Below are 25,044 nucleotides of genomic sequence, written 5' to 3' on the forward strand. Positions count from 1 at the left end.
GATGAAAATGAATTCCATTATCGACATGGCCGGGTGTTTCGGCAAACTCGCATGCGGGATGGCGCGGATCGTCCTTGGTGAGGCTCTGCCTGGACGTGCGGTGTCCCTGTTCACCTGGCCGGTGTCGCGTTCGCTTGCGTACGGCGTTCCATGTGAGTCGCGATCGAGGCGGGCGGTCAGGGGTTCGTCGGCCGGTGTCTCGCCACCGGTGCGAGGTCGTAGGTGCTCGAAGGGGCATCGGATCCTGTACGGACGACTGTGGCAACCTGGCGCCGATTCGGAAGAGCGGCGCTCGTCGGTTGTTAACGGCGTACGCATAGTATTAGGCTCACCTAAGTTAATCGTGATCGTGATCGATGGGTTCGCATCGGTGAACCGGAAGGAGCCCGACGATGCCGGCTACGACCTCCCAGGCGCAGGTCCCGGATCGGGTGGCCGACCCGCCCGCCCCGCCCCCGCCCGGCACAGGGCCCGATCCGGGGCGCGCGCTGCGCATCGTGGCGGAACCGGTACGGCGGCGGCTGACGGTGTCGGTCGCGCTGGCGGCGGCGGGGGCCGTCGTGGGGGTGGCCGGGTTCGCGTTCGTCGCGCTGGCGCTGAAAGAGGTGCTGGAAGCCGATCCCCACGGGCCGACGCTGTCCTGGCTGCTCGCCGGTGCGCTGGCCGGCCTGCTGGGCCGGTTCGGGCTCCGCGCGTGGTCGTTCCGCATCTCCCACATGGCGTCCTTCGATCTCGAAGTGGAGCTGCGTGCGCGCCTCGCCGAGCAGCTGGCGCGGATCCCCCTCGGTGAGGCCCAGCGGCTCGGCTCGGGGCGGGCGAAGAAGGTGATGCACGACGACGTGCGCGCCCTGCACATCGTCATCGCCGACTCGGTACCGCTGGTCGGCTTCATGATCGCGCAGCCGGTGGCCGCGCTGGTGGTGCTCGGGCTGCTCGACTGGCGGCTGCTGCTGGCGGTGCTGGTACTCCTGCCGATCGTGATGGTCGGGATGTCGCTGGCGATGCGCGATTTCGCCGAGACGCGGCGGGCCTATGACGACGCCAACGAGGCGATCAACGCGGCGGTGGTGGAGTTCGTGCAGGGGATGCCCGTGGTGCGGACGTTCGACGACGGGACGTCGTCGTTCCGCCGGTTCGCCGACCGGGTGCACGACTTCACCCGCGCCACCGTGGCCTGGCAGGACAAGAGCCGGGCCTCGATGCTCTACTCGCGAGCGCTGATGGCCCCGCTGCCGGCGCTGCTGATCATCCTGGCGGTCGGGGTGTGGCTGACCGCGGCCGGATCGATGTCCCCCGCGACGCTGGTGGTGGCGCTGATCATCGGGACGCTGCCGATCGAGTCGGTCGTCCCCCTGATGTGGCTGAACGGCTACCTCAACGATTCCAAGGCGGGGGCCGCCCGCATCGCCGAGGTCCTGGAGATGCCGCCGCTGCCCGAGCCCGAACGGCCGGAGCGTCCGGCCGGCGCCTCGATCCGGTTCCGCGGCGTCCGCTTCTCCTACGGTCCCGGAACCGGCGGCCGCCCGGCGCTCGACGGCGTCGACCTCGACATCCCCGCCGGGACGGTGTGCGCGCTGGTCGGCCCGTCCGGGTCGGGCAAGTCGACGGTCGCGCGGCTGATCCCGCGGTTCTGGGACGTCGACGAGGGCGAGGTCGTGGTCGGCGGGACGGACGTACGCCGCATCTCCACCGATGCCCTGCTGCGCCATGTGTCGATCGTGTTCCAGGACCCGTTCCTGGTGGCGGACACCGTCGCCGCCAACATCAGGCTCGCGCGTCCCGAGGCGAGCGACGCCGAAGTGGAGGCGGCCGCGCGGGCCGCGCAGGCCCACGACTTCATCGTCTCCGAGCTGCCGGACGGCTACGGCACGGCGGTCGGCGAGCGCGGCGCGCGGCTGTCGGGCGGGCAGCGGCAGCGGATCACGATCGCCCGCGCGATGCTCGCCGAGGCGCCGATCGTCGTGCTGGACGAGGCGACGGCGTTCGCCGACCCGGAGAACGAGGCGGCGATCCAGGACGCCGTCGCCGAGCTCACCCGCGGCCGCACCGTCGTGGTGATCGCGCACCGGCTGTCGACGGTGGTCGACGCCGACCAGATCGTCGTCCTGGACTCCGGCCGCGTCGCCGAACGCGGCACCCACGAGGAACTGCTGCGCACCGACGGCCGGTACGCGCGGCTGTGGGAACACCATCAGCGCGCCCGGACCTGGGGGCTCGGTGCGGCGAACGACCCGGAGGTGACGCGATGAGAAGGATCCTGCGCCTGATGATGCTCGCCGCCGGCGGCCACCGGCGGGAGTTCGTGCGGACCCTGCAGTCGTCGCTGGCGGCCTCGCTCGTCCAGGCCGCCGCGTACGCGACGCTGATCCCCCTGCTGTACGAGCTGACCCGCCCAGATGTGGACGAGAGCGCGGCGTGGACCTGGTTCGGGGTGTTCGCGGCCTGCTACGTGGTCGAGACGGTGCTGCGGCTGCACGAGCTGAACTTCCAGTACGGCAAATGGGCCGACGTGCTCGCCGACGCCCGGCTGCGGCTCGGCGACAAGCTGCGCACCATGCCCCAGCGCGAACTGGAGCGGCGTGCCGCCGGCGACCTCACCACCGTCGTGGGCGGCAACGTCGCCAACGCCACCATGGGCATCTCCACGATGGGGCTGCTGTTCATGCAACTGGTCACGGTTCCGGCGGTGCTCGGGCTGATCATCGTGGCGGTGGACTGGCGCCTGGGCCTGGTCCTGGCCGTCTCCGTCCCGTTCGCGGTGTTCTTCGTCCGCCGGTTGCAGCGGCTCTCCGGCGTCGGTCTCCGCGAGGTCGACGCCGCCGACGCGAGGGCCGCCGACCGGATCGTCGAGTACGTCCAGGGGCTGCCGGTGCTCAAGGCCACCGGGCAGGCGGGCCGGCGGTCCCGGCGGCTGGCCGACGCGCTGACCGCGCAGGGGGAGGCGATGGCCGCCAACCAGAACCGGACGACCTGGCCCGCCCTGCTGGCCTCCAGCGTCGTCCAGCTGTGCCTGGTCGCCGTGGTGGCGCTGGGCGCGGCGCTGGTCCTGGACGCGCGGCTGACCCCCGCCCTGCTGCTGGCGGTGGTCGCGGGCGCCGTCCGGTTCGCCGAGCCGCTGGCCACCGCGTCGTCGATGACGCAGGTCTTCGAGATCACCGACGCCGCGCTCGAACGCGTCGGGGAGGTGCTCGACACCGAGCCCCTGCCGGTCGGCGACGCCGAAGCCCGGATCGAGAGCTTCGACCTGGCCTTCGACGACGTCGCCTTCGCCTACGAAGGGTCGCCGGTGCTGCGGGAGGTGTCGTTCACCGCGCCGGAGCGCGGGCTGACCGCGCTCGTCGGGCCGTCCGGTTCGGGCAAGACCACGATCACCCGGCTGCTCACCCGCTACGCCGACCCCGACTCCGGCACCGTCCGGATCGGCGGGGTGGACCTGCGCGACCTCGATCCCGCCGAGATCTACCGGCACGTGTCGGTGGTGTTCCAGGACGTCTACCTGTTCGACGACACCGTCCGTGCCAACATCGCCACGGCCCGCCCGGACGCCACCGACGAGCAGATCGAGGCGGCGGCCCGCGCCGCGAACGTCCACGACTTCGTCCGCCGCCTGCCGGACGGCTACGACACCAGGGTCGGCGAGATCGGCGGGGCGCTGTCGGGCGGGGAGCGCCAGCGGATCTCCATCGCCCGCGCGATCCTCAAGGACGCCCCGATCGTCCTGCTGGACGAGCCCACAGCGGCGCTCGACACCGAGAGCGAGGTCGCCGTCCAGAAGGCCATCGACGCGCTCGTGGCCGACAAGACCGTCCTGGTCATCGCGCACCGCCTGACGACCGTCGCCGGGGCCGACCAGATCCTCGTCCTCGAGGAGGGCCGGATCACCGAACGCGGCACGCACACCGAGCTGATCGGCGCCGGCGGCCGCTACGCCGCCATGTGGGCCGCGCAGACCCGCGCGCGCCGGTGGCGCGTACCGTCCTCCACCGCGTGATCGCCGGGCCGGCAGTAGGGTCACGGGGAGGAGCACCACCGGCCGTGAAGGACCCCGCCATCGTCACCCGATCACCACGCCGCCGCGTCGACCAGCACAAGATCGTCGCGCGCGCCATGCGGCTGGCGCGCGACGACGGCCTGCAGGCGGTGACGATGCGGCGGCTGGCCGACGAGCTCGGCACCGCCCCGATGACGCTGTACCGGCACATCCCCGACCGGCAGGCCCTGCTGCTGGCCATGCTCGACGAGGTCGCCCGCGGTGTGGCGTGGCCGCCGCCCGCGAGCGACCCCCGCGCGGAGATCACCGCCGTGCTCACCGCGATCCACGACGCCCTGTGCCGCGACTCGTGGGCCATCGGGCTGATCGTCACCGACAAGCTCGCGGGGCCCTCGATCGTTCCCGCCCTGGAAAGGATGTTCGCGGCCCTCCGCCGTGCCGGTCTCACGCCGCGCGACAGCCGGGTCGCCTTCGCGCTGCTGTGGCACTACACCGTCGGCGAACTCCTCGACAGCCACATGGATGCCCCGGACGACCCCATCGGACGCCGGATGGTCCGCGAGAGCGACCCCGACGCCTTCCCCACCCTGGCCGCCGTCGTGGCCGGCGTCCCCGCCGGACCGCCCGGCGACTGGTTCCCCGAGAACCTCCAGCGCGTCCTGGACGGCCTCCTCCCGCCGACGGCCCGGCACGACGCCGGGTGACGAGCGGACGCGCCCGATGCGGCGCGGCGGCCGGCGCGAGGCCCCACCCGGGCCGCCGTCCCGGTCACTGCTCCTCGGCGGTCGGCAGGACGGGGCGCGGGTCCTTGGGAGCGACGACGACGTGGATGCCCTTCGCCTGCATGCGCTTGATGTGCTCGTCGGGGGTGGCCGCGTCGACGATCACCGTGTCGAAGTCCGAGAGCGGGACGAGCGCGTGCAGCGCCCGCTTCTCGAACTTGGTGTGGTCGGCGAGCAGGATGCGGACGTTGGCGGCGTCGAACATCGCCCTCTTGATGTCCACCGTTTCGAGGGACTGGTGGTAGGCGACGTCCCCGGTGATCGCCGCGGTGGACATGATGAAGGTGTCGGCCTGCAGGTTCGAGATGGCCTGGATGGTCATCCGCCCCATGAATGCGCTGCACCAGTTGTAGTACTGCCCGCCGAGCCCCAGCAGGGTGATGTTGCGGGTCGCCTGCAGTTGGTTGATGAGCGTCAGCACGTTGGTGATGACCGTGAGGGGGGTGCGGTGCCGCAGGTGGGGGGCGATCTGCAGCACCGTCGTGGAATCGTCGAGGAACAGGGCCTGCCCCGGGGAGATGAAGTCGAGCGCGGCGCGGGCCAGCGACTCCTTCTCGGTCATCTGCTGGTTCGACCGGTAGACGTCGCTGGACTCGACGAGGCTCGTGGCCAGCGCCGTCGCGACGCCGCGCTGCTTGCGCAGCACGCCGAGGCCCGCCAGCTCGTCCAGATCGCGGTGGACGGTCATCTGGCTGATGCCGAACCGCTCGGCCAGCTCGTCGATGCGGATGGCGCCCTCGGCCATGACCGCCTCGGTGATCGCCCGCTGGCGGGCGAGCTGGCGGGCCTGCCGCCCGCCCGCCGCCTCCGCGGGGCCGCGGTCGCCGCTCATGCGACCGCCATCGCCTCGTCCAGGACCTGCTCCAGCGCCCCCACCTCGTGCACGGAGCGGCCGAGGAACAGGCCGTCCGCGCTGTCGGCGATGGTGCCGAGCAGGCCCGGCCCGGCGCTGCCCCCGTAGATCACCTTGGCGTGCCCGGACGGCCAGCCGGCCTCGCCGAGCCACCGCCGCAGCGCGGCGGTGACCTCCCCGATGTGGTCGCTGTCCGCGGACCGCTCCGCACCGATCGCCCACGCCGGCTCGTAGGCCACGATCACCGAGTCGTCGGGGCCGCGGGTCACGCCGGCGAGCGCGGAGCCGAGCTGCGCCGCGCAGACGGCGGCCGCCTCCCGCGGCGGCATCGGGGTGCTCTCGCCGACGCACAGGACGGGCAGCAGCCGGTTGCGCAGCGCGGCGGCCAGCTTGCGCCGCACGGTCGGCTCGTCCTCACCGAAGACGCGGCGCCGCTCCATGTGGCCGACCTCGACCATCGTGCACCCGATCTCGCTCAGGTCCGTGCCGCTGACCCCGCCGGTGTAAGGGCCTCGGTCCTCCCAGAAGAGGTCCTGAGCGCCGACGGCCACCCCCGATCCCGCGAACACGTCGATGACGCTCGGCAGGGCGGGCAGGGCCGGGAAGACGAACAGCGCGACGTCGCCGCCCGCGACCGCCGGATGCCGCCGGGCCAGGTCGGCGACCTGCTCGCTCCAGGCGAGGGTGGTGCGCGGATCCAGATACATCTTCAGGCTCACCCCGATGAGTCGTTTAGGCAATGCCATGCTGCTCATAATCCGAGATGACGGCCACCTTTTCGGCGGATTTGGAGGTTTCGTCGAAACGGTACGTCAGCCACTCGCGCACCAGCCGCCGCGCCAGCTCGATCCCGATCACGCGCTGGCCGAACGTGAGGACCTGCGCATTGTTGCTGAGCACGGCGCGTTCAACCGAGAAACTGTCGTGCGCGGTGACCGCCCGGATTCCCGCGACCTTGTTCGCCGAAATCGCCACGCCGAGGCCCGTGCCGCACACGAGCAGCGCCCGGTCGGCGCGTCCGGCGGCGATCAGCTCGGCCGCCGCGATCGCGACGGTCGGGTACGGCGTGCGGCCCGTCGCGTCCACTCCGACGTCCGTCACCAGTTGGACTTCGGGGTGTTCCTCGAGGTCTTTCTTGAGGATCTCCTTGTAGGTGTGGCCGGCGTCGTCGGAACCGACCACGAGCCGCAACCGCTCTGACATCACATTTCCTCCGTACAGCGTTTCAGGATCTCCCCCGCGGCCCCCACCACCAGGGCGAAAGAGACGGCTCCGGCATCCGGTTCGCCCCGGCTCGCCTCGGGGTGCAGGCGTGCGCGGCCGATGCGCGGCACCAGGTCCGCGGTCGCCGCGGCGGCGCCCGCAGCGGCCTCCGCGGCCGACGGCCACGCCTTCGCGGCGGGCGCCCCCGCCTCGACCGCCGCGCCGAGGGCGGAGGCGAACGGGACGAGCGCGTCGAGCATCGTCTTGTCGCCGACCTCGGCCCGCCCCGCCGCGCCGACGGCCTCGGCGGCGTCCGCGACGCCGGCGGCGAGGTCGGCGGCGCCGGGCGCGGCCGTGTCGGAGAGCCGGGCGGCGACGGCGCGCAGCGCGACGCCCCAGAGGGCGCCGGACGTCCCGCCGGCCCGGTCGGCCCACGCGTCGGCGGCACCGGTGAGCGTGGCGCGCGCGCCCGCCCCGGCGGCCGCCGCGTCGGCGGCGGCCCGCGCGGCGGCGGTGGCGCCCCGGGACATCCCGATGCCGTGGTCGCCGTCGCCGGAGACCGCGTCGAGCCGGCCTAGTTCGGCGGCCCGCTCGTCGATCCGGTCGGCCGCGGCCAGCAGCGCGTCCGCGACGACGCAGGCCGCGGCGCGCGACGCCGCGGACGCGGGCGCGACGGCGTCCCGGCGCGCACCGGGGTCCGCGGTGCGCCCGGCTGGGGCGGGCACGGGCACCGCGAGCTCGCCGGTGCGGTACGCGGGCGTCCAGGCGGGCGACGTCCACGCCCGTTCCAGGTCGTCGGTGAGCCACATCAGGGTGAGCGAGACGCCCGCCATGTCGAAGCTGGTCACCATCTCGCCGACCTCGGGCGCCACGACGCGCAGTCCGCGGTCGTCCAGCAGCCTCGACACGGCCCGGTACAGGACGAACAGCTCCTCGTGCTTCACCGCGCCGAGCCCGTTGACGATCACCGCGACGCGGTCGCCGTCCGGGGCCGACTCCAGCAGCCGCTCCACCAGCAGCCCGGCGAGCTCGTCGGCGGTGGGCAGCGGCAGGTCGGCCAGCCCCGGTTCGCCGTGGATGCCCATGCCGAGCGCCATCCGGCCGGGCGGGACGGTGAACAGCGGCGCGGACTCGCCGGGCAGCGTGCAGCCGGTGAACGCCGCGCCCACCGAGCGGGTCCGCTCGTTCGCGGCGGCGGCCAGCGCCGCCACCTCGTCGAGCGTGCCGCCCCGGGCGGCGGCCCAGCCCGCCGCCCGGAACACCGCCAGGTCGCCGGCGATGCCGCGGCGCCGGTGCCGCTCCGCCTCGGGCGCGCTCATGACGTCGTCGGTGACGACGACCGTCCGGCACGGCACCCCGTCGGCCCGCAGCCGCTCCTGCGCCTGGTCGAAGTTCAGCACGTCGCCGGCGTAGTTGCCGTAGCAGAGCAGGACTCCCGCGTCGGACGCGGCGGCCCCGGCCACCGAGTGGACCTGCTGCGCGGACGGTGAGGCGAACACGTTGCCCATCGCCGCGCCGTGCGCGAGCCCGGGGCCGACCAGCCCGGCGAAGGCCGGATAGTGGCCGGAGCCGCCGCCGATCACCACCGCCACCTGGCCGGGTTCGGTGGGGGCGGCCCGGACGACGCCGCCGGGGACGCGCCGGACGAGCCCGCGGTGCGCGGCCACGAAACCGTCGATCATCTCGTCGGTGAACGCCGCCGGATCGTTGAACAGGTAGCTCATGTCTCCTTCACCGATCCGCTCAGGACCCGCCGAGAATGAACGGCGAGGTGATCTGGTCGGCGTTCTCCTCGGTGATGAGGGTGCAGTCGAAGGACTGCTTCTCGGCCGAGGCGCCGGTCTCGCCGGTCTTCAGGTACTGGTCGGCCATCTGGACGGCCTTCTTGGCGAACTCGGCGACCGGCTGGAGCACCGTGTAGTCGAGGTCGCCGGCCTTCACGGCATCGACCGCGTCGGGCGATCCGTCGAACCCGCCGACGACGACCTCGTCGAGCTTGCCCGCGTCCTTGAGCGCGGCGATCGCGCCGAGCGCCATCTCGTCGTTACCGGAGATCACGCCGGTGATGTCCGGGTGCGCCTGCAGGAGGGTCTGCATCTTGGTGTGTCCCTCCTGCCGGTTCCAGTTGGCGACCTCCTGCCCGACCTTCTCTAGGTCCGGGTACTGGGAAAGGACGGTCTTGAACCCGTTGGAGCGGGTGGCGGCGTTGTTGTCGGACGGCGCGCCGAGCAGCTCGACGTACTTGCCCTCCCCGCCCATCTGCTCGGCCCACCGCTGCGCGCCCAGCGCGGCGCCCTGCGCGTTGTTGGACACGAGCTGCGTCTGCGCCAGCCCCTGCTCGTTGATCTCGGCGTTGATCAGGAAGACCGGGATCTCCGCGTCGACGGCCCGGCGGACGGCGCCGATGGACCCGTCGGCGTTCGCGGGGTCGAGGATGATCGCGGCCGACTGGTTGGTGATCGCGGTGTCGACCAGGTTGCTCTCGGTCTTGGTGTCGCCCTTGTGCGCGCTGACCTTGCTCTCGTAGCCGAGCTTCTTCGCCTCGGCGCCGGCCACGTTGCCCTCGGCGAGCCAGTACGGGTTGGACGGGTCGTTCACGATGATCGAGATGAGCCCGCCTTCGGACGACCCGGACGAGCCGCCGTCGGAGGCGGACGAGTCCCCGCATGCCGTCAGCCCGAGCGCCAGGATGCCGGCGCTCGCTGCGGCGAGCCCCTTACGAAGCAGAGACATCGGTGTTCCTTTCCTTGGTGGGGGTGGGACCGGATTCGGAGGGCCCGTGCTCGGACGCCCCGGAGGCGTCCTGCTGCTTGCGGCGCGGCCGGTACTGGACGGCGTTGAGCAGGACGGCGAGGATGATGACCGCTCCGGTGAAGACGGTCTGCCAGTACTCGGAGACGCCGACGATCACCAGGCCGTCGGACAGGAAGCCGATGACGAACGCGCCGAGCATCGTGCCGCGGATGGTGCCGCGACCGCCGGTCAGCGCCGCACCGCCGATGACGACGGCGGCGATGGCGGTGAGCTCGAACATGTTCCCCGCGTTGGGGCTGGCGGAGGTCAGCTCGGACGCGGTGATCATCCCGGCGATCGACGCGCACACCGCGGAGATCACGTACGCCCGGATCTTGACGGTCCGGATCGGGATGCCCGACAGCTCGGCGGCCCGCTCGTTGCCGCCCGAGGCGTACAGCCAGCGGCCGAACGCGGTACGGCTGAGCAGGAACCAGCCGGCTCCGGCGACGACGATCATCACCCAGACGCCGACCGGCACGCCGAACAGCGAGTTGAAGCCCAGCCAGGAGAAGCCGGTGTTGCCCAGGTCCTCGCGGCCCTGCAGGTTCGAGTAGGTGAGCCCGTCGGTGATCAGCAGCGCGATGCCCCGCAGCGCGTAGAGCATGCCGAGCGTGGCGACGAACGGCGCCACGTTGAAGCGGGCGACCAGCACGCCGTTGACCACGCCGATCAGGGCGCCGGTCACCAGTGTGATGATCACGACGGCGGGCACGGACGGGTACAGCGTCAGGTCGAGCGCCGGTATGTGGACGCCCTGCATCAGGTATCCGGCCACGACGCCGGACAGTCCGAGCGTCGAACCGACCGACAGGTCGATGCCGCCGTTGAGGATGACCGCGAGCATCCCGACCGACAGGATCGCGAACACCGCCACGTGCTGCGACATCTGCAGGACGTTGTCGACGGTCAGGTAGTTCGGCGACAGCACGGAGAAAACGACGACGATCGTCAGAAGGGCGAGGAACGCCCGGCCTTCCAGCAGCAGGGCGCGCAGGTCGAGTCTGCGCGAGAGCAGGCTCGACAGCGCTGGTGAACTCGTCACCATGATGGTTACGCTCCGTTTCCCGGTTCTACGACAGCACGGCTTCGCCGGAGGCCGCCATGATCTGTTCCTTCGCGGCGTCCGGGCCGAACTCGGCGGCGATCCGGCCGCGTCGCAGGACGACGATCCGGTGCGCGATGCTGAGGCACTCGCCCACCTCGGAGGTGGAGTAGACGACGGCGAGGCCGCGCGCGGCCCGCTCGGCCAGCAGGTTGAACACCTCGGCCTTCGCGCCGACGTCGATGCCGCGGCTCGGCTCGTCCAGCAGGATCACGCGGGGGTCGGTGGCCAGCATCTTGCCGATGACGACCTTCTGCTGGTTGCCGCCGCTCAGCGAGCCGATCGGCGCGGAGCCGCCCTCGGTCTTCACCCGGACGTCCCGGATGCCTGCCTCGACCAGTTCCCGCTCGCGGGCGCGGGACAGCAGCAGGCCGCGGACGAACGACCGGACGCTGGCCAGCCCGAGGTTGCCGCCGACGGTCATGGTCTGCACCAGGCCGTCCCGCTGCCGGTCCTCGGGGACGAACGCCAGCCCCTGGTCGATGCGCGCGCCGATCGGCAGCGCGTCCAGGTCCCGGCCGTCCAGCACGATCCGCCCGCTCGCGACCGGTACGCGCCCGGCCGCGGCTTCCAGCAGCTCGGTCCGTCCGGCGCCCATCAGTCCGTAGAGGCAGACGATCTCCCCGGCGCGGACCTCCAGCGACAGGTCGTCCACGACCGACCGGTCCGGGTTGTCCGGATCGGGGATGGTGACGTGCTCGACAGCCAGCGCGGGCGGCGCGTCCCCCGGCTCCGGCGGCGGGCTGCCGAGGTCGAAGCCGCGGCCGACCATGTGCCCGACGATCCATTCCAGGTCGATCCGCTCGGCGTCCTCGACCGCCGTGATCTCGCCGTCGCGCAGGACCACCGCGTGGTCGGTGACCTGCAGCGCCTCCTCGAGGTGGTGGGAGATGTAGACGATGGACACGCCCTTGGCGGTCAGGTCGTTGATGACCCGGAACAGGACCTCCACCTCGGTCGCGCTGAGCGCGGACGTCGGCTCGTCCATGATCAGGATCCGGGCGTCCACCGACAGCGCCCGCGCGATCTCCACGAGCTGCTGCTGCCCGAGCCGCAGGTCGGCGACCGGGGTGAGCGGATCGATGTCCTGTTCCAGCGACGCCATCAGCTCCCGCGCCCGGCGGGCCTCCTCGGCGAAGTCGACGGCGCCGGTGGCGGTGCGCAGCTCGCGGCCCAGGAAGATGTTGTCGCGGACGCTGAGGTTCGGGGCGAGGCTCAGTTCCTGGTGGATGATCGAGACGCCGCGGTCGCGCGCCTGCACCGTCGAGCCGAACCGGACCGGCTCCCCGTCCAGCAGCAGCCGGCCCGACGTCGGCGCCTCGACCCCCGACAGGATCTTCATCAGCGTGGACTTGCCCGCGCCGTTCTCCCCGAACAGCGTGGTCACCCGGCCGCGCGCGACGTCGAAGTTCACCCCTTTCAGGGCCCGGGTCGCGCCGTAGGTCTTGACGACGTCGCGGGCCGCCAGCACGGCGTCCATCACGACACCGCCAGCGACACGGGGGTGACCAGCCAGCCGTCGGGGTTGATCAGCGTGAAGGCGCCCACGACGGTCACCTGCTCGCCGGTCAGCTCCGTCGCGCTCGCCTTGGCCAGCACCTGCGAGCGGACCACGTCGTTCAGCGCGGCGCCGGCGTTCTGGTACTCGATCTGGTTGGTGAACTGGGAGAACGTGACGGTGCCGGTGGCGTCGCGGACGTCCGTACCGTTGATCACGGGACCGGTCCGGACGCGGACGGTCAGGTCCTCCGGCAGGTCGGCGACGTCGACCGGCGCCATGCCGTCCTCTATCTCGCCGACCTCGCCGGTGAAGCGCACCGAGAACACCGGCTGGCCGGTGGAGGTCTCGGCGTACTGCGCGGTCGCGGCGTCCTTGCCCTCCTCCAGCGCGGTCGCCAGCGTGGCGGCGTCGACGGCCTTCTGCTCGATCAGGCTCTTGACCTTGGGGAACTGTTCCTGCGCGAAGCTCTTCGGGTCGAAGGCGTCCGCCGCCGCGGCGGCGGTGTCCGAACCGGCCCGCACCACCTTGGTGTCCAGGACGACCACCGCGAGGGCCGCGACCGCCAGCGCCGCCACGACGATCCGCAAGCGGGTCCAGCGGACGCGCCGGGGTCCCGCCGCCGGCGTGCTCGTACCGCTCATACCGCGAGAACCCGCGACTCGGTGTCGTTGGGCCGGATCTGCAGCTTGCGCCCCTGCCCACCGCGGAACATCTCCAGGGCCCGGGCGTAGTCGTCCAGCGTGAACGAGTGGCTGATCATCGGCTCCGGCTCGAGCGCGCCCGCCTCGAACATCTCGACGGCGGCGCCGAAGGAGTTCAGCACGGCCATCGTCCCGACGATCGAGATCTCGTCGCGGTAGACCCGGAACGGGGAGTAGCCCGCGGTGGCGTCGGTGGGCGCCACCCCGAAGTGCTGGAACGTTCCGCCGGGCTTGACCCGGGGGAGCCCGTCCTCGATGGCGCCGACGTTGCCGGTGCAGTCGATCACGACGTCCCACGAGGGCCGGTCGGCCTCGTCGGCGCCGGTCAGCCGGTGCTCGACGCCGACCTGCCCGGCGGTGACCAGCCGGTCGGCGTTGACGTCCACGATCGTCACCGAGGCGGCGCCGGCGCGCGGGGCGAGCTGCGCCATGATCAGGCCCATCGTTCCGGAACCGTAGATCAGGTAGTGCTGGCCGAGCCGGCGCGGCAGCAGGTCGTACGCGCGGATCGCGCAGGCGAGGGGTTCGATCAGGGCCGCCTGGTGGAGATCGGTCTCCGGACGCAGCACGTACGCGTTGCCGGCCGGGACGGCGACCCGCTGCTGGGCGGCGCCGTCGGAGGCGACGACGCCGAGCCCGTTCCAGGACCGGCACAGGTTCGTCCGACCGTCCCGGCAGAACTCGCACTGCCCGCAGGTGGTGCTGGGGTTGATCGCGACGTGGTCGCCCTCGGCGATCCCGGACACCTCGCCCCCGACGGCGACGACCGTCCCGGTGGCCTCGTGGCCCGGGACGATCGGGAACACCGTGCCTTCGAACTCGCCGTCGAACACATGGGTGTCGGTCCCGCAGATACCGACGGCGGCCACCTCGACCACGACCTCGCCCGGTGCCGGCACGGGATCGGGCCGGTCCTCCAGCGCCAGGACGTCTCGGTCCCTGAACACGACAGCTCTCATGGACGCGCTCCTCTCCGCGCTCGACTCACATCCCTCATGTGATGATTCACGTTAATTAGTTCATGAGATGTGTGATTGAGCACGTTAAGTCCAGGTTTCTGGAGTGTCAACCCCGCGTAGCGCCCAAGGTCGTGACAAACCGGCTCGCTCAGTGTTGGAAACTCATGTGATATTTCACGTGATCACATTCGTATCGGAGGGTTCGGCGGGGGTTCGCTGCACGGCCCTCGGGACCGCTTCCGGGTCGATGATCCTCCTCTGATCAGGGGAAACGCTGCCCGGTAGGACCTGGGGTCACCGCGCGCCGCCGTGCCGAGCCCCTCATGAGGTCGGCGATCGGGGACACATGACCCCGCACCGGGGCTCCGGTGCGGACTCCCGGACCGGGCAACGTCCGCCCGCCCTCCGGCCCCGACCCGGGACCGATCCCACCGTCGGCCTGTGCGCCCCATCAACAGTCCTCACGCGTTTTCCGGAATGGGCCGCTATTCGCTTCCACCTGCGTATCGTCCGCACCTCGCCATGTTCGCCGTCGAGATGCGGGTGTTATCAGGAGAAGAGAGCCGTTGCGCGGCCATCGCGCGATGCGGCAGGCCACCGTCATTGCAACCACTTAAAAGAAGTCCTGCTGTCGCAGGGCAGACGGATCAGTACAGGCCACAGAGGGCTCTAGCCGTTGGCGGACGCGGCGGCGGCCACTGTTCTCGTGAGATGCGGACGTGGCCGAGACCGGCGCCGTCGCGACGTTCCCGGCGTGATCGGACTGCCGGGAAACGAAGATGTGAGAATGGTGCAGACTCGCCTCGTGCGCAGTTCACGCGCGGCGGTCCTGCGGCGGGTGGGGCCGGGCGCGGGTTAGTGCCGAGGGCGATCGTGTTGGAAACGTCAAAGCCGCGCCGCCGGGGGAGCGGCGAGCGAGCATGGCCGGTCGGCGCCGCGCAGGCGGCCGTCCACGGGGCGCGGGAGCAAGCCGTTCGGGCGCAGGGCCGGGGCGGCGCGGCCGCCGCCCCGACCGCGGGCCCGCCTTCGTGGTCGCGACCGCTACGTCGCGTGGCCGACGGGGACGACCTGATCCGGGGCCTTGCGGCCGGACCGCGGTCGCGGAGGAAGGCGGCGAGGTCGGTTCGGGTGAGCGGGAGTGGCCGGGATCGAGGCGTCGCCGAACGTCGGCGGGTATGAGGTCGACGAGGCCCCGGACGTGTCGGACCGGCCGGCCCTTGCCGCGCAGTCAGGAAATTCCGCGGAAGAAGGTGCGGATGTCGTCCGCGAGCAGTTCCGGCTCCTCCATTGCGGGGAAGTGACCGCCCTCGGTGTACTCGCTCCAGTGGCCGATCGCCTTGTCCGGGTCCATCACGCGGCGGATGAGCGGGTGGGCGTCGAACACGGCCCACCCGGAGGGCACGGCGGAGGTCATGACCAGGTCGATTCCGGAGTGCTCGGACTCGTAGTAGAACTGCGCGCTCGAGGCGCCGCTGCGGGTGAACCAGTACAGGCTGATGTTCGTGAGGAGCTGGTCGCGGTCGACCGACTCGTCCGGCGTCCGGTAGGCGCCACCGGTCCTGGTCTTGAACTTCTCGGCGATCCATGCGAGCTGACCGACCGGCGAGTCGGTGAGTGCCGCGCCGATCGTGTCGGGGCGGTGGTTCTGCATCGCGAGATACCCGCGCTCGGCCGCGTCCTCGGTGCGCACTGCCTCGATCTGGGCGATCTCGTCATCGGACAGGCCGTCGGGGTAAGGGAACTTGTCGCCGACCAACCCGAGCCACCGGGGGTCGCTGCCGATGTGCGTGCCGATGACGCGCTCCGGGTAGAGCAGCGCGAGGCGGCCGGCGGTGCCCGAGCCGATGTCGGTGCCGTGGGCAGCGAACCTCTCGTGGCCGAGACGCGTCATGATCTCGGCGTAGGCCTCCGTCGTCCGCGCCAGCTCCCAGCCGGTCCCTGACAGCGGGGTGGAGAACCCGAAGCCGGGCGGCGACGGGATGACCACGTGGAACTCGCCGGTCAGCAGCGGGACGAGTCGCTGGTACTCGACGAACGAGCCCGGCCAGCCGTGGTTCAGGATCAGCGGGGTGGCCTTCGGGTTCGTCGATCGCGCGTGGACGACGTGGAACGTCTGGCCGTTGACGACCGTCGTGAACTGTTCGTACTCGTTGAGCTTCTCCTCCTGCGCACGCCAGTCGAACCCGTCGCGCCAGTACTCGGCGAGCTCCCTCAGGTACACCGGCGGGATGCCGCGGCTGAAGTCGGTGCGATCGTCTCGGCCCGGCACGGGGATCGGCCGGCGCGTGCGTGCCAGCCGGTCACGCAGGTCGTCGATGTCGGCCTGCGGGATGTGGATGCGGAACGGTGCGAGCGCGGTGTTCTCGTTCATGCCACCAACGTTCCCAGGCATTGCGGCAGGTTGGCTTCCGCAATTGCCGGGATGATGGAGAACATGTTGGAGACCTCGGCCCGCCTGCTCGAACTGCTGTCATTGCTCCAGCTCAAGCGCGACTGGACGAGCGCCGAGCTCGCCGGCCGGCTCGATGTGAGCACGCGGACCGTGCGCGCCGACATCGGCAAGCTGCGGTCGCTCGGCTATCCCGTGGACGCGCGCCCCGGCGTCGCGGGCGGGTACCGGCTGGCCGCCGGGACGGCGATGCCCCCGCTGCTGCTCGACGACGACGAGGCCGTCGCCGTCGCGGTCGGGCTGGGCGCGGTCGCGACCCAACGGCTCGGCGTCGAAGAGACGTCGCTCACCGCGCTGGCGAAGCTGGAGCAGGTGCTGCCCTCGCGCCTGCGCCGGCGCGTCGAGGCGGTACGTGAGGCGACGAGCGTCGTTCCGGAGGCCAAACCGCTCGACCTCGCGGTCCTCGGTGCGGTCGCCGCCGCGATCCGCGGCCACGAACGGCTCCGGTTCGGATACACGAAGCCGGGCGGCGGCGAAGGGGCCCGCCACACCGAACCTCAACGGTTGGTGAGATGGGGACCGCTCTGGTACCTGCTCGCGTGGGATCTCGACCGTGACGACTGGCGGGTCTTCCGCGTCGACCGCATGCGCCCGCACGCACCGACGGGTGCGCGGTTCCAGCCGCGCGTGATCCCGGAGGACCATGCCGTCGAGTACGTCGTCGGACGCGTCAGCAAGGCGGCCTGGAAGTACCGCGCCCGGGTACTCGTGCATGCTCCCGCCGCCAAGCTCGCCGCGAAGATGCCCATCCCGGTCGATATCGAGGTGGTCGACGAGTCCACGTGCCATGTCGAACTGGGGGCCGACGACCCGGACCGGCTCGCGCTGTGGATGACACAGCTCGACGTCGACATCGAGGTGATCGACGGAGAGGAGCTCGCGGCGGCGTTCGGTCGCCTCGCGACGAGGTTCCGCCGCGCGGCGGGCGGCGCATCCACGACGTGAATCTCGGCGGGTGCCCGGGGCACTGCACCCTGCCGTCGGTTCGGCGCAGTCCGGTGCCCCGCCTGCTCATGTCGGACCGATGACCCCGACGAAGACGGCCTGCGGCCGTCCGCTCGACGCGGCCTTCGCTTTACTGAGCGGAGAGGTCGCGGTGGTGGCCGGGTGAGCGGTCGCGGTACGGCTCAGTAACGGACGATCAAGAAGGCCGGTCCTCCGCAGCGGAGAACCGGCCTGTGACCTGAACTTTCTCTGTCGGGACGGCGGGATTTGAACCCACGACCCCTTGACCCCCAGGCACACCAGCCCAGTCGATCAAGGTCGGTCGAAGTCGCTTGAGGAGTCTCTGACCTGCGAAAACGCCCTACGGTAGTAGCGGTGGGTCCGGGGGAGTCCGGCAACAGTGGCTCCCCAATTGGCTCCCTCCGTTCGAGAGGAACCGTCTGGCGAACATGATTACAAATCTAGCTGCCGAATCGACGGAGCGTAGTTGTTGCGGCCCATGTCGATGGAGCTTCCTGCTGCGCAGCGAGCGACTGCTCACGTTCACCGCTACGACGCTTTGGGGAAGCGTGGGGCTGGCAGACCAACGTCCTGCGCGGCCGTGCTGGCGGTCGGGCGACCGGGCGCTGTGGCGCGCGGCTGTCGCCGACCTCGCCGACGGCGCCCGAGCGTGGCAACGCCCGGTCGTTCTCGGCCAACGGCCGGATCGGCTTGCGCTCCTTGACTAGGATGTCCGCGTCCGTTGAGCCGCCCTCCGACTCCTCCCGTCGTTTTGGCGGCGGTGATCCCATATTGCGCATGAGCAGGCCCGTGTCCCGACCGAGGATGTGATGGAAGAACAGATCACGAGGCCGTTCGCGCATCTCGACGCACCGCTTTCCGGGACCTATCGCCGGGTCATGGGCGTCTTCGTGGAGAACAAACGCCGGTTCGTGATGCATCTGCGGCCGGAGGACGTGGCCGAGGCGTTGCGTCGCGACTCCGGTGCACCGCTCGCGCAGGAGACGGTCGATAAGGCGCTGGCCAGCCTCACCGAGTGGGGGAACCTGCGCGCCGACCCCGATACCAGCCGGGTCACCACGGTGGAGGACTTCTACCGCGCTCGCCACCTCTACCAGCTCAGCCGTGAGGGAGAGGCGGCCGAGCGGGCCCTGGAGGTGTACGAGGAGGAGGTCGGACGTCGCGGAGAGCTCCAGGCGGTCGCCCTGGAGGACATTCGAGTGCGGCTGCGCGCCTTGCGTGATCTCCCGGTAAATCCCGACCCCGCCGTCGCGCACAGCCTGCTGCTGGAGCTGACGAGCAGGCTGGACAGCCTCGCGGCCAACGCACGTGCGTTCATGAGCGGGTTGCAGCGCACCATCGACCTTCAGGACGTCGACGAGGAGGCGTTCCTGGTCTACAAGGACCGGCTCATCGCCTACCTTGAAAGGTTCGTGTCCGAGTTGGTCGTCAAGCATCACGACATCGCCGCCACGCTGCGGGCGTTGCAGCCGGAGCGGGTCGCGGAACTGCTGGCGTTGGCCGCTCGGCGGGAGGCTGCGGACACTGCACCGGACGGACGGGCCGACCGGCCGGCCGAGGCCGCGCTGAGCACGGCGGCCGGGGAGAAGCTGGAACTCTGGGAGAACCGCTGGTCGGGCCTGTGGTCGTGGTTCGTGGGTGGGCGCGGACACCCGTGCCAGGCCGATCTGCTGCGCACTCGCGCACGCAAGGCGATCCCGGACCTGCTCGCCACGATCAGCGTGCTGCAGGAACGTCGGGCCGGACGGAGCGACCGTTCGGCAGACTTCCGGACCCTGGCCCGCTGGTTCGCGCAGGCGCCGACGGAGCGGGACGCGCACCGGCTGTGGCGGGCGGCGTTCGGGCTGTCCACCGCACGGCACCTCAGCGCCGAGCCGGGGGCTGAGCCTGCCGACGTGCCCGCTGCCACGAGCTGGTTGGACGCCCCGCTCGTCGAGGTGTCGGCCCGGCTGCGGGCATCCGGCCACTACGCCAAGCGGGGTGCGCCGAAGAAGGTCCTTGACCGTGCCGCCGAGCGCGAGTTGCTGGCCCGGGAGGTGGCGGCCGAGCGCGAGCAGACCGAGGCGGCGCGCGGCCGCCTGGCGACCGGCCGACCCGCTCGGCTCGGGGAACTGGGCGTCCTGGACCGGCAGGAGTTCGCGCTGTTCCTGCGGCTGCTGGGGGACGCGCTCGCGGCGGGCCCGCCGGACCCGGACGGGCTGATCCGCACCCGTACCTCCGACGGCGCGCTGATGGTGACGCTGGAGCCGGTGGACGGCCTGGCCGAGATCATGACCGAGGACGGCGTGCTGCGCGGTCCGGACCATGAGATCACCATCGTCGACCTGACGGTCCCGGACCAGGTGGCGGCCCCGTGACCGGCACGCTGACGGACGCGCTGGACGTCCAGCGGGACGAGGAGCGGCGCCGCGCAGTCCGGGCGCTGCTGCGCGGCCCGCTGCTGACCCCGCGGGACGCCGCGTACGCGATCGTCCGCAGGCACGCGGGATACCTGACACAGTGGTTCGCGCGCGAGGCGGGCTGGTCGCTGCACGTCGATGCCGGCGCGGCCCGGCTCCGCAAGGTCCCCGGGGACCTCGGCGACGGGAGCCGCGCCGCCCGGGTGAGGGACGGCGGCGCGCGTGCCCGGGAGCCGTTCAGCCGCCGCCGGTACGTGCTGGCGTGCCTGGCGCTGGCGGCGCTGGAACGTGCGGAGGCCCAGGTCACGCTGGGCTGGTTGGTGGACCGGGTGGTGGCGTTCGCCGCCGACGAGGAGATCGTCCGGGCTGGGATCACGTTCACGATGCAGGACCGCGACGAGCGCGGCGACCTCGTTGCGGTGGCGCAGCTGCTGCTGTCGCTCGGGGCGCTGGTGAAGGTCGCGGGCGACGAGCAGGCGTTCGTCAACCGGACCGGCGACGCGCTGTACGATGTGGACCGCCGCGTGCTCGCGGTGCTCCTCGCGACGCGGCGCGGCCCGTCCCTGGTAGGGGACGGCGGCCACGATGCACGGCTGACCGCGATCACCGAGGATCTGGTGCCCGACACCGAGGACGGCCGCAACCGGGTGATGCGGCATACGCTCACCAGGCGCCTGCTGGACGACCCGTTGGTGTACTACGCGGACCTGACCGCCGAGCAGCGCGCCTATCTCGACGTGCAGCGCGGCCCGCTGCTGAAGCGGCTGACGGAGGCGACCGGACTGCTGGCCGAGGTCCGGGCCGAGGGAATCGCGCTGCTCGACCCGACCCGGGAGGCGACCGACTTCGGGATGCCGGAGGAGGGCACCGAGGGCCATGCGACCCTGCTGCTCGCCGAGCACCTGTCGGCGTGCCTGCGGGACGGGAAGGCGACGGTCACCGTCGAGGCGGCGGAACGGCGCATGCGCGGACTCATCGCCGAGCACAGGGCGCATTGGCGCAAGAACGTCCGCGATCCGGGGGCCGAACAGGCCCTGACCGCGCACGCGCTCGACCGGCTGGCGGCGCTCGGGCTGGTGCGGCTGTCCGGCGCGGAGATCGCGCCGCTGCCGGCGCTCGCCCGCTTCGGATACCTCGAGCCCACCATCATCGGGAAGAAGGACAAGACATGACGGCCGATGCCGGTGCGAACGGCTCGGCGACCGGAGCCGGCATCCCCACCCCGCGGCCCGGCGCCCCGTCCACAGGCACCCACGCCCCGGGCGGGTCCGCGGAACTTCCGGTGGTGCGCACCGCGCGGTGGCAGCCGCTGCGGACAGGCCTGGTCGACCTCTTCTACTACGACCAGCAGGAATTCTGGTTCCGGGACGGCCGAGTGCTGTTCCGAGGCAACAACGGCACCGGTAAGTCCAAGGTGCTGGCGCTGACCGTGCCGTTCCTGCTGGACGGCGACCTGACGCCGAGCCGGGTCGAACCCGACGGCGACCGGGGCAAGCGGATGGAGTGGAACCTGCTGCTCGGCGGCCGCTACGACGAGCGGCTCGGGTACACGTGGCTGGAGTTCGGCCGGGTGACAGAGGACGGCGAGCGCGCCTACCTCACCGTCGGCGCCGGTCTGAAGGCCGTCACCGGGCGAGGCATCGCCGACCGGTGGTTCTTCGTCACCTCGCAGCGGGTCGGCCAGGACCTGTTGCTAATCGGGTCCGGGGGCGCGGCCCTCACCCGGGACCGGCTGTCCGAGGCGATCGGGCTGCACGGCCGGGTAACGCAGCGCGCCGAACGCTACCGGCGGATGCTCGACGAGCACCTGTTCCAGCTCGGTGAGGAGCGGTACGACGCACTGATCAACCTGCTGATCCAGCTCCGCCAGCCGCAGCTGTCCAAGCGCCCCGACGAGAAACGCCTGTCGAAGGCGCTGTCGGACGCGCTGACCCCGATCGACCAGGCGGTGCTGAGCGACATCGCGACCGCGTTCCACGACCTGGAGCAGCAGCGCGCGGAACTGAGCGGCCTGCGCGACACCCGCCGCCACGTGACCCGATTCCTCGACCGCTACCGCCGCTACGCCTCGGTCGCGGCGCGCCGCCAGGCCCGCGAGCTGCGCACCGCGCACAGCGCCTACGAGAACGCGCAGCGGTCGCTGTCGGCGGTGCGCGAGGAGATCGAGCGCGCCGAAGGCGAGGAGACCGGGGCGGGCGAGCGCCTGGAGGCGGCTCGCGTCGAGCACGCCGAGCAGACGGCGGTACGCGAGGAACTCGGTTCGGACCCGCGGCTGAAGAACTTCGCGGACGCGCAGCGGTACGCCGAGCAGGCCGAGCAGGACGCGGTGCGCGCGCGGCAGGCCGCCGACCGGGCCGAGCGGACCCGGTCGGAGCGGCAGGCCCGGCGCGATCAGGCCGCCGCGGCGGCCGAGAGCGGCGCCGCGGCGGTGACCGAGGCGCATATCCCCCTCGCGGACGCCGCCGGCCGGGCCGGATTCGCCGGGCCGCACGCCGCCGTCGCGTTCGAACCGCCCGCGGAGCCGACCCTGATCGCCGCCGACCGGGAGATGACGCGCCTCGCCGACGGCCGCGCAGACGCCGTCCGGCACGTGACCCGGCTGGCCGACGCCGCGGCGCGGGCCGCGGCGGAGCTGGCCCAGGCGCGGCGGATCGTCGGGGAGCGCGAGTCCGACCGCGACGCCGCCGCCGACGCGTTGGGCGAGGCCCAGGATGCGCTGGCCGAGCAGGTCCGGCTGCACGTCGCGGAGTGGCTCGACTACGGGCGCTCGCTCACCGAGCTGACCGTCCCGGACCCGGCCGACGCGGACCTGGAGGGCTGGGCGGAGACCCTGGAGGGCCCGCACCCGCTGCTCGCCGCGGCCCGGGCCGCGGCCGAAGAGGCCCACCGGGCACTGGCGACGGCCCACGCGGAGGCCGCCGCCGCCTCGCGGGCCGCCGACACCGAACTCGACGAGCTGGCCGCCGAGCGCGACCGCCTGCGATCGGGCGTCGCCGACCGTCCGGCCGCTCCCCGCACGCGCGGTGCGGATACCCGCACGGGTCCGGGCGCGGCCCTCTGGCAGGTCGTCGACTTCGCCGCCGAGCCCGTACCCGGCGAGCGCGCGGGCCTGGAGGCGGCGCTGGAGGCGTCCGGTCTGCTGGACGCCTGGATCACCCCCGACGGCGTGCTGTTGGACCGCGATGCCCACGACGTGATCGTCCAGCCGGGGGCCGTCGCCGACCGGCCGCTCACCGAAGCCCTGACCGTTGCGATCGACCCCGACGACGTCCAGGCCGCCGCCCTGTCCCCGCAGATCGTATCGGGCGTGCTGGCCGGTATCGGGCTGGGCGAGCAGACAGCCGCGGCCTGGGTGGACGCCACCGGCTGCTGGGGTGTCGGCCCGCTGCGCGGCGCGTGGTCCAAGGACGCCGCCGCTTTCGTCGGTGCGGGCGCCCGAGAGGAGGCGCGGCGCCGCCGCCTCGCGGAACTCGACGACCTCATCGCCGCCGCGGAGCGCGCCGTGGCCGAGGGCCGCGCCGCCGTCGAATCCGTGGAAGGCCGCCGAGCCGTGCTCGCCGCGGAGCTGCGCCGTGAACCGTCCGATCAGCCGCTGCGCGACGCGCACGGGGTCGTCACCGGCGCGGCCAGGCAGCTAGAAAAAGCGCGGGCCCGCGTCGAGAAGGCCGCCGACGATGCCGAGTGGGCCGAACGCGACCACACCGCCGCCGCCGCCGAACGCGACGAGGCAGCGGCCGACGTGGGCGTACCCGCCGATCCGGACGGCCTCGCCGCGGTCTCTGCCGCGCTGGAGGACTACCGGCGGGCGGCGGCGGCCCTGCTCGCCGCCGCCCGCCGGCATGCCGATCGCCTCGCCGAACTGGCCACCTGGACCGAGGAGCTCGCGGCCGCGGACGAGGCGGCTCGGGAGGCCGGCGACCAGGCGCGCGACGCCGGGGTCCGCGCGGCGGAGGAGCGGGGCCGGCTGGAGACCCTGCGCGAGTCGATCGGCGCTTCCGTCGAGGAGTTGCGCGAGCGGCTCCAGCATGCCAAACGGCGCATCACCGAACTCGACGCCGACCTGCGGCGCCTGGAGGGCGAGCGGCGCCGCGCAGGCGAGGCGCGCGCCAGGGCCCAGGGGCGCGCGGAGCAGCTCGCCGAGCAGCTCACCGAGGCCGGCGACCGCCGCGGCGGCGCCGTCGCCGAGTTGCGGCGCTTCGCGGCTACCGGACTGCTCCGGCTCGCCTGCGACGTGGAGATCCCGGACTCGGGCGACGAGTGGGCGGCCGACCCCGCCGTTCGGCTCGCCCGCCGCGCCGAGGAACGCTTGCGCGACGTCGACGACGGCGACGAGGCGTGGCGGCGCGTCCAGGACGAGATCACCCGCCACTACTCCGACCTGTCGGAGGCGCTGTCGCGGCACGGGCACCACGCGGTGGCGGGCCTGGACGACTGGTTCGTGGTCACGATCCAGTTCCAGGGCCGCGAGCGGCCCCCCGGCGAGCTGACGGAACTGCTGGACGGTGAGATCGGCTACCGCGAGCGGATGCTGACCGCCAAGGAACGCGACCTGCTGGAAGAGCACCTGATCAACGATGTCGCGAGCCATCTGCAGGAGCTCATCGCGGAGGCGGAGGCGCAGGTCGGGTTCATGAACGCCGAGCTGGAGGAGCGCCCCACCTCCACGGGCATGCGGTTGCGGCTGCGCTGGGAGCCCAGCCCGGACGGCCCGGCGGGACTCACCGAAGCCAGGGCCCGGCTGCTGCGGCAGAACGCCGACCTGTGGTCGCCCGCCGACCGCGTGGCCGTCGGCGACTTCCTGCAGCGCGAGATCGAACGGGTCCGCGCCGAGGACGAGCACGGCACCTGGCAGGACCACCTGCGCGAGGCCCTGGACTACCGGGCCTGGCACCGCTTCGTCATCGAGCGCTACCAGGACGGCCGCTGGCGCAGCGCGATCGGTCCCGCGTCCGGTGGTGAACGCGTGCTGACGGTGTCGCTGCCGCTGTTCGCCGCCACGTCCGCCCATTACCGCTCCGCCCACCCCCACGCGCCGCGCATGGTCGCGCTCGACGAGGCCTTCGCCGGAGTGGACGACGACGCCCGCGCCAAATGCCTCGGCCTGCTCACCACCTTCGACCTCGACGTGGTGATGACCTCCGAACGCGAATGGGGCTTCTACCCCACCGTCCCCGGCCTGGCCGCCCACCACTTGGTGCGGCGCGACGGCGTCGACGCGGTGCACGTCACGACCTGGGAGTGGGACGGCCGCGAACCCGTCCGCGTCGAGCGCGCGGCGACGCCCGCCGCCCCGCCCGCGCCGGGGAATCCGCCCCCGGCTCCGGACGACGGGTTGTTCTGAC

General features: G+C 72.3%; 17 protein-coding genes. 7 read left to right on the plus strand and 10 right to left on the minus strand.

Going from position 1 to position 25,044, the window contains the following annotated elements; translation table 11 throughout:
• Positions 1–392 precede the first annotated feature (392 nt).
• The 3 genes from F7P10_RS39045 to F7P10_RS39055 are packed head-to-tail and all read left to right on the plus strand — an operon-like array spanning position 393 to position 4,695.
• On the plus strand, positions 393–2,249 hold the full coding sequence (locus F7P10_RS39045; RefSeq protein WP_151017035.1) for an ABC transporter ATP-binding protein: 1,857 nt from the start codon (positions 393–395) through the stop codon (positions 2,247–2,249).
• Positions 2,246–3,991, plus strand: coding sequence for an ABC transporter ATP-binding protein (locus tag F7P10_RS39050; protein ID WP_151017036.1), 1,746 nt, complete (start codon positions 2,246–2,248; stop codon positions 3,989–3,991). The genes F7P10_RS39045 and F7P10_RS39050 overlap by 4 nt, the downstream gene beginning before the upstream one ends.
• 44 nt (positions 3,992–4,035) lie before the next feature.
• Entirely contained in the window at positions 4,036–4,695 is a 660-nt protein-coding gene (locus F7P10_RS39055; protein ID WP_151017037.1) for a TetR/AcrR family transcriptional regulator, read from the plus strand.
• 64 nt (positions 4,696–4,759) lie between these two features.
• On the opposite strand, the gene F7P10_RS39060 is transcribed toward F7P10_RS39055, so the two are convergent.
• The 10 genes from F7P10_RS39060 to F7P10_RS39105 form a co-directional block, all read right to left on the minus strand.
• Positions 4,760–5,605, minus strand: coding sequence for a DeoR/GlpR family DNA-binding transcription regulator (locus F7P10_RS39060; RefSeq protein ID WP_151017038.1), 846 nt, complete (start codon positions 5,603–5,605; stop codon positions 4,760–4,762).
• Complete coding sequence (locus tag F7P10_RS39065) at positions 5,602–6,372, minus strand: triose-phosphate isomerase family protein (RefSeq protein WP_151017039.1); 771 nt, start codon at positions 6,370–6,372, stop codon at positions 5,602–5,604. Before F7P10_RS39065 ends, F7P10_RS39060 begins: the two co-directional genes overlap by 4 nt.
• Positions 6,359–6,829, minus strand: a complete 471-nt coding sequence (locus tag F7P10_RS39070; RefSeq protein ID WP_151017040.1) for a ribose-5-phosphate isomerase — start codon at positions 6,827–6,829, stop codon at positions 6,359–6,361. Before F7P10_RS39070 ends, F7P10_RS39065 begins: the two co-directional genes overlap by 14 nt.
• The gene (locus F7P10_RS39075) at positions 6,829–8,553 is read right to left on the minus strand and encodes a dihydroxyacetone kinase family protein (RefSeq protein ID WP_151017041.1); all 1,725 of its coding nucleotides are present in this window, start codon (positions 8,551–8,553) and stop codon (positions 6,829–6,831) included. Before F7P10_RS39075 ends, F7P10_RS39070 begins: the two co-directional genes overlap by 1 nt.
• Before the next feature lie 19 nt (positions 8,554–8,572).
• Positions 8,573–9,562 (minus strand): D-ribose ABC transporter substrate-binding protein, encoded by a 990-nt coding sequence (locus F7P10_RS39080; protein WP_151017042.1) that lies wholly within the window; start codon positions 9,560–9,562, stop codon positions 8,573–8,575.
• Positions 9,546–10,670, minus strand: a complete 1,125-nt coding sequence (locus F7P10_RS39085) for an ABC transporter permease (protein WP_151017043.1) — start codon at positions 10,668–10,670, stop codon at positions 9,546–9,548. Before F7P10_RS39085 ends, F7P10_RS39080 begins: the two co-directional genes overlap by 17 nt.
• 25 nt (positions 10,671–10,695) lie before the next feature.
• A complete protein-coding gene (locus tag F7P10_RS39090) occupies positions 10,696–12,207 on the minus strand; it encodes a sugar ABC transporter ATP-binding protein (protein ID WP_151017044.1) in 1,512 nt (503 codons plus the stop codon).
• On the minus strand, positions 12,207–12,869 hold the full coding sequence (locus F7P10_RS39095; RefSeq protein ID WP_151017045.1) for a DUF2291 domain-containing protein: 663 nt from the start codon (positions 12,867–12,869) through the stop codon (positions 12,207–12,209). Before F7P10_RS39095 ends, F7P10_RS39090 begins: the two co-directional genes overlap by 1 nt.
• A complete protein-coding gene (locus F7P10_RS39100) occupies positions 12,866–13,888 on the minus strand; it encodes an alcohol dehydrogenase catalytic domain-containing protein (RefSeq protein ID WP_151017046.1) in 1,023 nt (340 codons plus the stop codon). The genes F7P10_RS39095 and F7P10_RS39100 overlap by 4 nt, the downstream gene beginning before the upstream one ends.
• A 1,228-nt stretch (positions 13,889–15,116) precedes the next feature.
• Entirely contained in the window at positions 15,117–16,259 is a 1,143-nt protein-coding gene (locus F7P10_RS39105; protein WP_151017047.1) for an epoxide hydrolase family protein, read from the minus strand.
• A gap of 63 nt (positions 16,260–16,322) precedes the next feature.
• Here F7P10_RS39105 and F7P10_RS39110 point away from each other — a divergent pair, with 63 nt between their 5' ends.
• From F7P10_RS39110 to F7P10_RS39125, 4 genes are all read left to right on the plus strand, one after another.
• Positions 16,323–17,282 carry a YafY family protein gene (locus F7P10_RS39110; RefSeq protein WP_151017048.1) on the plus strand — a complete coding sequence of 320 codons (960 nt, stop codon included), beginning with the start codon at positions 16,323–16,325 and terminating at the stop codon, positions 17,280–17,282.
• Positions 17,283–18,181: 899 nt separating this feature from the next.
• A complete protein-coding gene (locus F7P10_RS39115; protein ID WP_254716248.1) occupies positions 18,182–19,660 on the plus strand; it encodes a TIGR02677 family protein in 1,479 nt (492 codons plus the stop codon).
• Positions 19,657–20,874, plus strand: a complete 1,218-nt coding sequence (locus F7P10_RS39120; RefSeq protein WP_151017050.1) for a TIGR02678 family protein — start codon at positions 19,657–19,659, stop codon at positions 20,872–20,874. Before F7P10_RS39115 ends, F7P10_RS39120 begins: the two co-directional genes overlap by 4 nt.
• The gene (locus tag F7P10_RS39125; RefSeq protein ID WP_151017051.1) at positions 20,871–25,043 is read left to right on the plus strand and encodes a TIGR02680 family protein; all 4,173 of its coding nucleotides are present in this window, start codon (positions 20,871–20,873) and stop codon (positions 25,041–25,043) included. Before F7P10_RS39120 ends, F7P10_RS39125 begins: the two co-directional genes overlap by 4 nt.
• The last annotated feature ends 1 nt before the right edge of the window (position 25,044 follow it).

This window comes from Actinomadura sp. WMMB 499, from assembly GCF_008824145.1.
Taxonomy (GTDB): Bacteria; Actinomycetota; Actinomycetes; order Streptosporangiales; family Streptosporangiaceae; genus Spirillospora.

What these genes read in the sequence shown, in the direction of transcription:
- F7P10_RS39045 (WP_151017035.1), top strand. Translation starts at nt 393, where the DNA reads ATGCCGGCTACGACCTCCCAGGCGCAGGTCCCGGATCGGGTGGCCGAC.
- F7P10_RS39050 (WP_151017036.1), top strand. Translation starts at nt 2,246, where the DNA reads ATGAGAAGGATCCTGCGCCTGATGATGCTCGCCGCCGGCGGCCACCGG.
- F7P10_RS39060 (WP_151017038.1), bottom strand. Translation starts at nt 5,605, where the DNA reads ATGAGCGGCGACCGCGGCCCCGCGGAGGCGGCGGGCGGGCGGCAGGCC.
- F7P10_RS39065 (WP_151017039.1), bottom strand. Translation starts at nt 6,372, where the DNA reads ATGGCATTGCCTAAACGACTCATCGGGGTGAGCCTGAAGATGTATCTG.
- F7P10_RS39070 (WP_151017040.1), bottom strand. Translation starts at nt 6,829, where the DNA reads ATGTCAGAGCGGTTGCGGCTCGTGGTCGGTTCCGACGACGCCGGCCAC.
- F7P10_RS39075 (WP_151017041.1), bottom strand. Translation starts at nt 8,553, where the DNA reads ATGAGCTACCTGTTCAACGATCCGGCGGCGTTCACCGACGAGATGATC.
- F7P10_RS39080 (WP_151017042.1), bottom strand. Translation starts at nt 9,562, where the DNA reads ATGTCTCTGCTTCGTAAGGGGCTCGCCGCAGCGAGCGCCGGCATCCTG.
- F7P10_RS39085 (WP_151017043.1), bottom strand. Translation starts at nt 10,670, where the DNA reads ATGGTGACGAGTTCACCAGCGCTGTCGAGCCTGCTCTCGCGCAGACTC.
- F7P10_RS39090 (WP_151017044.1), bottom strand. Translation starts at nt 12,207, where the DNA reads ATGGACGCCGTGCTGGCGGCCCGCGACGTCGTCAAGACCTACGGCGCG.
- F7P10_RS39095 (WP_151017045.1), bottom strand. Translation starts at nt 12,869, where the DNA reads ATGAGCGGTACGAGCACGCCGGCGGCGGGACCCCGGCGCGTCCGCTGG.
- F7P10_RS39100 (WP_151017046.1), bottom strand. Translation starts at nt 13,888, where the DNA reads ATGAGAGCTGTCGTGTTCAGGGACCGAGACGTCCTGGCGCTGGAGGAC.
- F7P10_RS39105 (WP_151017047.1), bottom strand. Translation starts at nt 16,259, where the DNA reads ATGAACGAGAACACCGCGCTCGCACCGTTCCGCATCCACATCCCGCAG.
- F7P10_RS39110 (WP_151017048.1), top strand. Translation starts at nt 16,323, where the DNA reads ATGTTGGAGACCTCGGCCCGCCTGCTCGAACTGCTGTCATTGCTCCAG.
- F7P10_RS39115 (WP_254716248.1), top strand. Translation starts at nt 18,182, where the DNA reads ATGGGCGTCTTCGTGGAGAACAAACGCCGGTTCGTGATGCATCTGCGG.
- F7P10_RS39125 (WP_151017051.1), top strand. Translation starts at nt 20,871, where the DNA reads ATGACGGCCGATGCCGGTGCGAACGGCTCGGCGACCGGAGCCGGCATC.